Origin of the sequence: Streptococcus pseudopneumoniae, assembly GCF_038148935.1 — a bacterium.
GTDB classification, from domain to species: domain Bacteria; phylum Bacillota; class Bacilli; order Lactobacillales; family Streptococcaceae; genus Streptococcus; species Streptococcus pseudopneumoniae_U.
Genome location: NZ_JBBJZX010000057.1, coordinates 1 through 12,982 on the forward strand (window position 1 = coordinate 1; position 12,982 = coordinate 12,982).

The window sequence follows — 12,982 nt, forward strand, 5'->3', positions numbered from 1 at the left end:
CATATATCTACGGTAAGGCGACGTTGACGCGGTTTGAAGAGATTTTCGAAGAGTATTAGCTTTTCTCCACCCCACTACAGTTGACAATGAGCCAAAAAAAGAAGATGACGAATCATCTTCTTAAAAACTATGAGTTTTTAGTCTTCTTTTTTCTTGAAGAATCCTAATCCTAGACCAGCTAACAAGGTCATGATACCAGCGCTAGCCAAGGTAGCATTCGCTTCTGTACCTGTGTTTGGCAATTCTGCTTTATCAGATGTTTTTGTAGATGCTGCACTATCTACTGTCTTTTCTGATGTAGCTGTAGCCACTGCTTCACCTCTTTGTTCTGAAACTTTAGATGGTGCTGGGCTTGCAGCTTGTTCTGGACTTGGAGTTTGGTCTTTTGGAGCAGGAGTTTGAGCTTGCTTAGTTCTAAACACATGAACTGTCAAGTTATCTCCCTCACGGTGACTCTCAACAAATTCATAGCCTGGAACTTCACCTGCTTCTTGCTTATCAACTGATGGCACTTTCAAGTCTTTTCCGTTTTCATCGCGCCATACTGTACGAACCGCTGGAGTTTCAGCTTTGTTTGGTTTTTCTGGCGTTGAAGTTGATGGCGAACTTGATGGAGTCCTTGGATGACTAGTTGAGCTTTCTGGTGAACTTGGAGTTCCATTCGCTACTTTCTCAAATGTATGCGTCAAAATACCTTCTTCTAAGCGACTAGATAACCACTTGTAGCCTGCAATTTCGCCAGCCTGTACTTTTTGGCCTTCTACTTTTTTCTTAATCTCATTACCTGCTGTATCTACCCATAGCGTTATTGGATACTCTGGGGTTGCTTCTTCGATTGATAAAGCAGCGTATACAAACGGAGTATAACCACTCGTTTTATGCTTGGCTTGAGCTTGGACTTTTTCTTTATTGACAACTGATTCTCGTGGAATGGTTACAGTACCTGTTTTCTTGTCTAATGTAACATTTTCAGGTTGTTTATCTAACGTCCATTCGCCACTAGGTTGCTTGGTAAGAGTCAGAACTTCATTACCAGAACCATCACTCTTAGGATAGGTGATTTTGACTGTATCCGCATCTTTCTTAGGTGCTTTGACTTCAATACTTGCTTTATTCGCTTCTTCCACAATAGCGATAGTCGGCGGAGCTACCTTAAGATTTGGTTGGTCTTCAGGCTCAGATGGTTGACCTGGTTGAGCTGGTGCTTCCTCAGGAGCGGTTGGTTGTTCTGGTTGACTTGGAGTTCCTTCTTTTGGTCCTCTCTTAACCATTCTTTTTACCATTTCTTTGGTAATTTGAGTTGTAGTCTTTTCAGTAATATCACCTGTTTTTCCATCTACAGTATAAGTAGTCGTTGTTGTTTTTTCACCTGGTTGACCTGGTGTTACTTCTTTTTCTTTTCCTGGTTCAAGAGTTGGATCATCTACATACTCTGTTACAACTGGAATTTCTTCTGTTACTACTTTATCCTTCGCTGGGACTTTGACTACAGTTTCTGTTGGTTCTACCACAACTGGGTCGCCCACTTTTTCTGTAACCTTACCTGTTTTTGGATCTACTTCATAGGTTGTAGTCGTTGTAGACATACCTGGTTTCCCTGGGATTTCTTGGTTTGGTTGTCCTTTTTCGCGCTCTGGATCTTTTTCGTATCTCTTAGGAGATGGGACAGGAGTTACATCTACTTTTGGTTTTGTTCCAACTGTTATAATTTCTTCTGTTGGTTGTTCTGTATCCGTTGTTGGCTTGTTTTCTGTCACAGTTCCTGTGTTTGGATCCATTGTGTAGGTTGTAGTTGTTGTTTCTTTCCCTTTTACACCCGCTTGTGTAGTTTCTCGGTAATCTTTATCTTTTGTATTATCTTCTACATAACGTGTTGTATATGGAATTGGATTTTCTTCAACTTTTGGTTTTACTCCAACACGAACAACTTTTTGTACCATTTCTGTTTTTTGGACAGTTGGTTGATTTTCAGTAGTTGTTCCATCTTGTTCATTTAAAGTATAAGTTGTAGTTGTTACAATTTTTCCTTCTGAACCTGGATTGACAATAACCGTTTGTCCATAGTCTAGGTCTGGGTCTTGGATATACTTAGTCGTAATGTCAATAATCTCTGTTTTTTCTACAGGTTTGATACCAACTTTCACTACTTTTTGCTCCATTGGTGTATCGTTTTCTGTTACAACAGGAGTATGTGTCTCACCAGTGTTTGGATCAACACTATAAGTCGTAGTTTTTGTATGAACCCCTTTTGAACCTGGAGTTACCACTTTTTGCTCATCACGAGTTTTAGTTTCATCAGGAATATAACGAGTTGTGATTTCAGTCTCAACCACTTCTTTCTCAACATTCCCGACTCGAACTTCTTTTGGAACCATAGCCACAGTAACATTCTCTGTTCTTGTTGGATTAGACAAATCACCAGTTGTTGGTGAAACTTCATAGACTTTCGTTATTTCACGAGTTCCTTCCGTTCCATTGTTATCTGTTTCTTGTCTATCTTTTTCTAATCTTGGATCAGCGGTATAGTGGGGCGTAATATCAATTTTTTCAGTTGTGACTTCTTTATTACCAACTTTAACAACTTTGTCTTCTTTCTCTACAGTAGTAACTGTTTCTTTTGGAGTGACCTCACCTGTATGCTCATCTAAATCATAAGTTGTCTTTTTAGTAACTGAACCATCATGACCATCAACAGATGTTACTTTGGTATTATAAGGAGTATCAGGATCTCCTACATAACGAGTTGTTTTAGGAGTTGTTTCTACTTTTTCCTTCGGTTTTGTTCCAACTTCGTAAACGTCGTCTTTTTTATCTATATGATCCCCTTCATTCACATGGATTCTATAGTTTGATGATAATACTACTGAGCCATCTTCCTTAACAACGTTTTCATCTGCATTCTCATCAACCGTGATAGGTTTACGAGCAATAACTATGGTATCTTGGTCATCAATTTGCCCATCACTAGCTTTATATTTTCCATCTGGATTGTATTTCCACACACCCGGTTTATTTTGTTCATCACCAGTTAACCCTGAGTCAACCACATGAGGATATTTAGGATCTTTGTATTCATCATTAACAGTACCATCTTCATCTTTGTCATACAATTCTGTAAACAACTTTGACATTGGATGTTCAAGAAAATAATCGTCCTCTCCCTCTTTAGGTAAAATAAAACTTCGCCCGTTATAACCTGGGTCTATGAGTTTTGGTGTCTGATTGTCACTTTCATCATTTCGAATGTATTTCTTACCTTTTGGAATAATAACTTCATAACCAGAATCTGAACTCGACAAATCTTCAATATTCTCAGGTCCCCCCCCCGATATATTAGTTGAAGCATAAACTGTAACACTTGGCGCCATGATGGCAGCACCACCTAGGGTAATGACAGTCGCCACTACACAGGAACCGAAAACTTTTCCGATTTTACGTAAAGCATATTTTTTATTCTTAGTTGATAATCTTGACATATTTTCCTCAATTTAATATTTATTTTAGTTTATAGATTGTTGACTCCGAGCCAAAAGCCAGATCATTCATCCAACTTTTGGCAGGAAGCAACATTTTCTATATTATTCGGACTCATCTTCTTTTTTCTTGAAGAATCCTAGTCCTAAACCAGCTAACAAGGTCATGATACCAGCGCTAGCCAAGGTAGCATTCGCTTCTGTACCTGTGTTTGGCAACTCCTCTCTCTTACCTTTCTCATCAGTCGGAACTTCTGGGTCTGGATTCACTGGAGTTTCAGGACTTGGAGTATCTGGTTCTGGTATTGGAGTCTCTGGGTTTGGTAGTTCTGGACTTGGTGTCGGAACATTTGGATGCTCTGGATTTGGTTGTGGTCTTGGCTCCTCAGGTCTATTTGGAACTGGTGGTATCTTTTCAAATTTATGAATCGTAATACCATCCATCGTTACAGTTGTAATATATCTGTATCCAGGAATATTTCCAGCTTCATGAGTGCCTGGTTGGTCTGGTTTAAGTGGATTGCCATCTTTATCAAACCAGACTGTAATTTTATATTCTGGCTTGTCTACAGATGGCGAACCTGCAAAGAAAATATGGGTAATTTTATTTCCTTCCAAACGACTTTCCAACCAAACATGATTTGCAATTCGACCTTTCTCATGGAAACCATCTTCAGTTGGTCTTAATACATGACCATTTACGTCAATCCATTCTGTCAATCCTTTGAAATCTTTTACATCAGAAATAGTTGGCATAACTGAAACAATTTTACTAAATTTATATTTATGTTTAGTTTGCGTATCTACCCATGTTTTTGGTTCTATTTGCTTACTTGGAATGTAAACAAGACCATTTGTCGGATTGATTGTAACGCCATCTGGAGCTTTTTCAATCCTCCAGCTACCATCTTTGTCTTTCTTGGTGATGATTTCTTTCTTAGGATCCGTTTCTGACTTACCACGGTCCGTATACTTGATAATAAGCGTATCTGCGTCCTTATTTGGCACGCCAACTTCTACAGTACTTCCACTTGGACGTTCGACAATTCTCGGTGTTGGTGGAAGGACATCGATTTGACGTAATTTCACAACAAAGACTTGAGAAGGTTCGTTTCCTTCTTGGTCTTTTATCGTATCAAATGTCTCTCCATCTTTCAATGGATTGTCTACTAACTCGTAGTCACCATTATTAACTGGGTCACCTGTTAGTTTCTTCAATGTATCATTAAAGTTTTCTGTTGGGATTTTCTCTCCAGTCTTACCAGTAACTGTGATTCTTGAAGTTTCAAGCTCCGTTTCTTTTCCATCTTCGCCTACGACAACAAATTTGATAATAGCCCTTTGTCCATCTGGTGTATACTCGATTGGTGTATCCATCTTAGGATCATTTGGTGTTTCCGGAACTGGTGGTACCTTGTAACCTTTTTCTGGATGTTCAGGATCTACTGGCACCAACGGTTTCAGTGGATTTGTATTTGGATTTACTGGTTTTGTTGGATCTGTAGGAACCATTGGTGTATATCCTGGAACGTATGGAATCACTGGCACTTTCGGTACTGGTTGACCTGGTTGTGGCGGAGTAGTTGGATAATCTGGAGTTTTAGGCTTAGTTGGATCATCTGGATCATTTGGATACGGAATTGGTGTTGGTTCTTCTTTTCCTGGTACTTTTGGCACCCATGAACCAATTTTTCTGTATACCACTTTCTCCTCGAATGATTCACTATCTCCTGTTACTTCACGAGATTCCACCTTGGCTTTATCCGCTAGATAGCCTTCTAACACTGGAGTCTTCACTTCTCCTAGTGTTTGTTTTTCACTCCATTTTCCATTGCTGATGCGACCTGTAGCCAAGTTTATACTGATGTCACGACTAAAGTTTACAGTCTGAGTATTGGTTGGTTGTGCATTCTCAACTTCTACTTCTGCGCCATTTTGTTCTTCAATTCTAACGTATTTAATCGTTCTGGTGACTGCTTTTGTCTCTGTATCAAGGCTTATCCGCTCTCTGACAAGGAGGTCATATACCTGTGTTGGGTCTCCATTTTCTGGATCTTTTTGGTTATCAAAGACTTTTCCTTTCAACAAATCCTTGTTATCAACAGTGTAGCCACGTTCTTCCAACTCTTTGATTTTATCTTCTAAAGATTTGGTTGGAATAGCTTGATCCGTTTTACCGTCATTGATGCCTACAGTGTCATTTTCTAGTGGTATCTTCACTCCATCTTTCACATTGTAGACTTTAACCAATGCTCGCTGCGGATCAGGAACATAGCTAATTTCTGTATCTGTTCCTGGTTCTGTTGGTACTGTTGGTGGAATATAACCTTTTGTTGGATCTCCTGGAACTTTTGGTTGTAGTGGAGTTTCCCCAATTTTTGGTGTATAGCCTGGTACATATGGAATGACTGGGACATCTGGTACTTTTGGATCCCTTGGATCACCTGGTTTGGTTGGATCAGTAGGATGATTTGGATATGGGAGCGGTGTTGGTGTTTCTACACCTGGCACCTTCGGAATCCAAGCGCCTAATTTCCTATAGACTACTTTAAGTTCTTGATTTGCAGAGTCTGCTTTTAGATGTTCACTTGCTACTACACTTGCTCCACTTGCCTCTACTAAACCACCTTGTGTATCTTGGTTGGCCTTTAAGACATAACCTTTGACCATCGGAGATAGTACCGCAGCAAATGTAGTGTCATTATCTACAGCTGTCCATTCTCCATAAGTAATGGTTTTTGTGACAACATTGATGAACGCTGTTCTAGTAAAGGTTACTTTATCTGTTACTGCATCTGTCGTTTCTTGACCATTAGCTGTGTAGGTGACCTTAGCGCCGTCTTCGTCCACATACGTAATTGTACGTGTCACTTCCTTCTTAGTGTCCAACTGTTTCACCAAGTCCTCTGTCCATCGTGGGATGGTTGGATCATTTGGCTTATCTGGAGTCGTTGGATCAATCGGTGTTCCAGGTTCAATTGGCTTGTCTGGCGTTGGCGGTGTTACTGGCACCACTTTTTCATGAACCCTCAGTGTAAAGACTTGTGTTGGGTCGCCATCATCTGGATCCTTAACAGTATCAAATTTTTGATTATCTAATAAGTCTTTGTTTTCTACGACATAGCCTCGTTTTTCCAAGTCTGCAATCTTCTTGTTCACGCCATCTTTCGGAATATCTGCATCTGTTGAGCCATTATCGATCGCTACCGTATCGTTTGGTAGTGGTATTTCTTTTCCTTCTTTAACGTTTACGACTTTCACTACCGCTCTTTGTGGATCAGCTGTATAGCTTATATCCGTATTTGTATCAGGATTTGTCGGTACTGCTGGTGGAATATAGCCTTTTGTTGGATCGCCTGGTACTTTTGGTTGTAACGGTGTTTCCCCAATTTTTGGCGTATATCCTGGCAGATAGGGAATCACTGGAACATGTGGTGTATTTGGATCTGTTGGATCACCTGGTTTGGTTGGATCCGTTGGGTGGTTAGGGTAAGGTTTTGGATCCGTATCGGTTCCTTCTGGTGGCACTACACCTTTTGGTATTTTCGGAATCCACGCGCCTAATTTGGTATAAATAACTTTTTCTACTAAATCATTTGAAGTCTCAGTGACTGTTACACTCGCTACGGATAGCTTGTTCGCTACATAGCCATCTAGTTTTTCTGTTTTCACTTCTGCAAGCTGACTATCTGTACTTGTCCAAGCTTTGTATTCCACAACCTTTCTCGTCACTACATTATAAGTTGCACTGCGTTTGAAGTGAGCTGTTTGTGTTACAGTTGGTTTTGCGTTTGCGATTTCTTCTCCATTTGGAGTGTCTTTCTTAACATAAGTAATCGTACGTGTAACCTTCTTCTCCAAATCCAGTTTTTTGATTAGGTCCTCTGTCCATCTTGGAATAGTTGGATCATTAGGAACATCTGGAGTGTCTGGGTCGATTGGTGTCTCTGGACTTGGTGGTTCTGTTACTTCTACCACTTTTTCATGAACTTTTAGCGTGAATACTTGGGAAGGGTCTTTGCCTTCTTCGTCTTTTTGCTTATCAAAGCTTGACTTGGTAATCTCAGCGACTACCTCGTCCTTATTCTCCACAACAAAGCCACGTTTTTCCAAGTCCGCAATCTTAGCAAGCACTTCCTTTGTTGAAATCTTTTCTGCAGTTTTACCTTCAAGATTGACATCTTCTGCTGATAAGCGCACCTCCACTCCAGTTGTGGTATTGACGACTTTGACCAATGCCTTTTGTGGATCTGGTTCATAGGTGACAGCTGTGTTAGACTTAGGATCGCTTGGTTTTGGCGGTGTATAGCCTTGACTTGGGTCTTCTGGTACTTTTGGTTCTAATGGCTTGTCCCCAATTTTTGGTGTATAGCCTGGCACATATGGAATCACTCCTGGTGTCGGATCACCGGGTTGGGTTGGATCAGTAGGATGGTTTGGATAAGGGATTGGGTCAATTGGAGTTTCTCCTGATGGGAGATTTGGTACCCAAGTCCCAATCTTAGTATAAACCACTTCTTCTTGAATATCTTCAGTTGTAGCTGTTACTTCACGTTCTCCAACTTCCGCTCTATCTGCTATATAGCCTGATAGGACTGGCGATGCGACTTTGTTTAAGGTTTGTGCTTTACTCCATTTACCATAGGTCGTCTCTCCTGTAACAAGGTTGAACTTGACTTCACGGTTGAATGTTGCTGTATCTGTAACTGTTGCATGTGCTTCAGATGGAACTTCTACACCATCCACAAGGTCTTTTTTCACGTATGTAATCGTACGTGTTACAGTTTTACTGTCAGTATCTATGCTGATTGGTTCTTTAACAACTATCTTATAGGTCTGAGATGGTTCTCCCGTAGTAGCATCATCTACTCTATCGTACTTGGTAGTTGTCGTGATAGGATTGGTGTTCTCCACAGTATAACCACGTTGTTTCAGGGCTTTTATCTTGTTATCAACTTTAGTTTTATCATCATCCTCAACTACTTGGTCGGATACGCCACTAAATTCCAGCTTTTCTTTTGGCATTTCCACTTCTTTCCCTGTCGTGATATTGACAACCTTGATCAGGATTTTTTGTGGATTTGGCACATACTCTATCTCTTTATTCTTCTTAGGATCACTAGGTATTTCTGGCACCTTGTATCCCTTTTTAGGATCATTTGGATCCAATGGTTCTAATGGTTTTAAAGGATTCGTATCTGGATTTTCTGGTTGTGTTGGATCCGTAGGTACTTTTGGTGTGTAGCCTGGTACATATGGAATAACTGGTGGTGTTGCTGGAGTTTCAGGTGTCCCTGGATCTCCTGGCTGAGGATTTGGTGTCTCTCCTGGAGTCTCAGGTGTTGCTGGATAAGTTGGAGTTTTCGGCTTGGTTGGATCGTCTGGGTCATTCGGATATGGAATCGGTGTCGGTATTTTTTGATCCGGAACTTTTGGCACCCAAGACCCTATTTTAGTATATACAACTTTTCTTGTGATATTTGTGACTGCCCCTGCCTCAGTAGGTTTTGGAGCATCTTGCCCTTCTACTTGTTTAATATCCGCTACATAGCCAGTTTTTAATGGTGTATCGACTGCTGGTAATTTACTAGCTGGATGGCTTTCATCCGTAGCTGCCGTCCATTCCCCATAAGTGATTTTTTTAGTGACCAAGTTATATGTTGCAGTACGTTTGAATAGAACCTTATCTATCTTATTTGCTATTCCACTTGGCTCCTCAGTTCCATCTGGACTTTCTTTCTTAACATAAGTAATTGTTCTTGTTACTTCTTTTTCTAAGTCAGATTTTGCTAAGCCAGTTGCTGGCCATTTTGGTCCTTCTGGAATATCAGGGTCAATCGGTGTGTCTGGAGTTGGCGGTTCTGTTACTTCTTTTGTACGTTCTTGTACTGTAATCGTATAAGACTGCGTTGGCTCTTGTCCATCTACATCCTCTTTGTCATCACCTTTTCTTGACTCAGGTGTTCCATTTGTAAAGGTATTGCTAACAATCTCATAACCTGCTTTTTTCAAGGCAGCAACTTTGGCATCAACATCTGTTGATGGGAATTCTTCGCCTACTTCTGTTTCAAGGTTGAGCTTATGTTCTGTTAATTCAACAGTTGTGCCTCCATCTTGTTGTTTCATCACATGAACAACCGCTTTTGCTTTGGCTGGCTCCCCTTCTTCGTAGACAAAGGTTACAATCTTATCAGCTGAAGTTACTGAGCCTGTAACAGCTGCTGAATCTTTATCTAGTCCATCCTTTAAAGATCTTTTAAGGCGGTATTTTTTATCGGTAGTAGTAATCCCACGTAATTTCTTACTTGTTACATCGTAGCTTGACCCAATAAGGGCTTCTTTTTCTACAAGGTAGGTACCATTATCAGATTTTTCTCCAACTTTTTTAGCTTCTTCATCAGATAGTGGTATATCTTGTCCGTTTTCATCGACATAACGAACCTTTACATTACCTGAAATAGATTTTCTAACTTCCGATGTTTTCTTGCTCTTATCTATTTTTTCCTTTATCTTATCCCCTTCTTCTTTCGGGATTTTCTTCTCTTTCACCTGTTTATCAATGATCCGTTTGGCTACCTCTTTAGATGGTTCAACGGTATCTTGGATAACAGAAAAGTCAGCTAGGATAGGCAAGTTGTACTGAAGTCTTGAACTTAGGGTGTTAACACCAACACGTTTTTCGTTTTCAGCAAACACTTGTACTTTATAGAATACAACGTCTTTGCCTAGTGGAATATCTCCTGTTGAGAAGTAGCCACCTTTACCTAGTTTTTCCTTATCGCCATCAATTGCTTTTGTAATTTCTTCTGATAATTTTTCATCAGAAATAACCCCATCACGCGAAACATTATCTTTTTCAACAAAGTAGTTAGTGAATTTTTTAGAACCATCTTGTGCCTCCAAGGCAAGTTTATTGGTCCGTATTTTATTATATTCATCTTCCGTTAGCACACTTCTGCCAGGATACCCTGTAGCTTCCATGTGTGAACCAAGGATTTTTGCTTCTGTACCGTTTCTAGCTTCCATGTAAGTATAAGCATTTGTGGATCCAATGGCTGATTTTAGCCCAGAAATTTCTTGATTAAGCTTAGTTTTTTGAGTTTCATCCGTATTCGTCTTTAACAGAGCTTCTTTTTCCGTGAGCTTAGCCTTAAGTTGTGCACGATGAGTCTTCACTTTTTCTGGATCTGTGACCAGCTCTAATTGATCTGTATCACCATGATAGATAATTTTTTTCGCAGTTGGTAATATAAAGTCAAATAATTTATAGACACGGTCTGGGTCTTTAGACTTAGTTAATGTTGGGTTGTCTGGATATGTTTCACCGCTTACTTCCCATATTGGAGAGTCTTTCTTAACCTCCGAATCCTTCATTTTTTTTAATACACCATTTAGGGCATTTGCATACGTAGCATAACTAGTTATTAAGTTAGTTTCATTTTTAAATTTTTTTTCGTTCAATTTCTCCTTATATATCGGTAATTCAACTATCGCTTCTCCTTTTTCAGCAAGTTCTTTTTCAATAGCAGATTTTACAGTGTTCCTTTGTTGCACAGTTACTCTCTTAGTTTCTGGATGTTCTCTTTTATATCGTTCGTCTGCAAGAGCATTAACTTTTTTCGTGTACTCGTCCTTTAAATGTTTTTTAATTACGGCATTAACCTCACTTAAATCAACACCTTGACTGTAGCGTTCTTCATTTTCTACTACTCCGTCAATTCGGTTGATAGTGTGGTCATAGATAGTTTCTTCTTTAGTTGCATTGTCAGTCTCACCTTTTTTGATGGCTGTAACCACGATACGGTAGGTTCCTTTTGACCCTTCAAAGTCTGAGATATAACCTGTCACAAAGTCGATTCTCAGACGACTTCCATATTTGGTAGAGAAGGCAGTGAAGGTTTTTTCCATCCCATTGAAACCTTCAACGTTTGGAGAGTGTTGAAGCTGATCGTCTCTCTCTTTCACAGGTAAGTTGGCAAGATTAGCTTTATTCTCATCTCTATTTGCCGTTTTTGGGTCATATTTAGTACCATCTTGTGCTTTATCAGTACGGTTGGCACGTGTACGCCCTTTAGCAAGCATGAGCATATACTTGAAGCGACGGTCTAGGGCTTGTTCGTGAACATAGATTTGGTCAAGGGCGTTAGAACCCAGCATACCACCTTCTTGACGTTTTCCATCTTTGTCGGTGTACCAACCAGTGAAGTAGCCCTGCGCATTTTTCTTACCAATGGCGAAGGTACCGCCGTTTATAGCTTTCCAACCACCAAAAGAGTCGATTTCACGAATTTCACCATCTTTTAGTTTCTCACCGTCTCCATCTTCACTAACTTTGCCATCTTTAAACCTAAGCGCATCTCCTAGGGTATCCATATTTCTTAGATAGGAGCGCTCGTTATTTTGGAAGTCATCCGGCATGTTTTGGATGATTTTGTACATGTACTCAACCGTAGCATTTTTACCAGGATCTTCAAATTTTAGATTGGCATTCTTATCATCAGCGCCCTCTTGTCCCTCTTTGGGTACACTTACCCCAGGTTGATCGTCTTTTACTGTCTCACCCTTACGATTGGCATCCAGTACAGGTGAGTTTTCACCTGTTGGCTGATTGTCTCCTGATTCAGTCCCTGTATTGCCAGCTGGTGTCTCTCCTGTATCCCCATCAGGTAATTCTCTTTTACTACGAGGACGAGGTTTCGTACTTTCTGGATCTACTAGCGGATTTTCAGCTACGGGAGCACTATAGGTGCTTGCTGTTGCGTCAGTATTATCGAGGCTAGGCTTGTTTCCTGTCTCTCCATTTCCAGACCGCTTTGGATCTGTCGGGTTTGCTGCCCTCTCAGCTTCTCTAGCCGACTCCATACCATCAGCATGAGCAATCCCAGCTCCCATCAAAAGATAGAGCGCCCCAATGACAACACTAGCCGCACCGACACTCACTTTCCGTATACTGTATTTTAATTGTTTTTCTGGATGATTCATTCTTACACTCCATATATATATATATATATATATTGTGCCCTATTACTTCTTATATAATAGAATACAATTTCATGAACATATTATACACCAGTCGGCTTGAAATTTCAAACTTTTTGAATGGAAAACTAGGAGATGGACGACTCTTTTTGCCAAAACCAAAGGGAGGCTAGGAGTCCCTCATCAGTAAGTCAACAGCAAAGATGAAGTCCCATCAGCCTTGCCCTGTCGTGTACCTCTGATGGACTTGCTTCCTCCTATCAGCAAGCTCAGTCCTGCGCTTTGAGACTCTTCGAACATCTCTTCAAACCACGTCAGCGTCGCTTCATCCACAACCTCAAAACCATGTTTTGAGCAACCTGTGGCTAGCTCCCTAGTTTGCTCTTTGTTTTTCATTCCCAGCTTGCTTTTAGATTTCCATTAACTTTTACACTTATTTCTTTAAAAATGAGACAATTTGGCATTTTTTCTACTCTTTTTCTACTTTTTCCGAATAAATAGATAGAAGCAGTGAATCTAGTGAGCCTAGA

Annotated in this window: 3 protein-coding genes; all 3 read right to left on the bottom strand. The window is 40.3% G+C overall.

The window, feature by feature from the left end; genetic code table 11:
* Positions 1-137: 137 nt before the first annotated feature.
* Positions 138-3,476, bottom strand: a complete 3,339-nt coding sequence (locus tag WKI42_RS07135) for a G5 domain-containing protein (protein ID WP_368081551.1) — start codon at positions 3,474-3,476, stop codon at positions 138-140.
* Between the two features lie 102 nt (positions 3,477-3,578).
* Positions 3,579-12,455 (bottom strand): mucin-binding protein, encoded by an 8,877-nt coding sequence (locus WKI42_RS07140; RefSeq protein ID WP_368081552.1) that lies wholly within the window; start codon positions 12,453-12,455, stop codon positions 3,579-3,581.
* Between the two features lie 180 nt (positions 12,456-12,635).
* Complete coding sequence (locus WKI42_RS07145; protein WP_368081553.1) at positions 12,636-12,848, bottom strand: hypothetical protein; 213 nt, start codon at positions 12,846-12,848, stop codon at positions 12,636-12,638.
* Positions 12,849-12,982 lie beyond the last annotated feature (134 nt).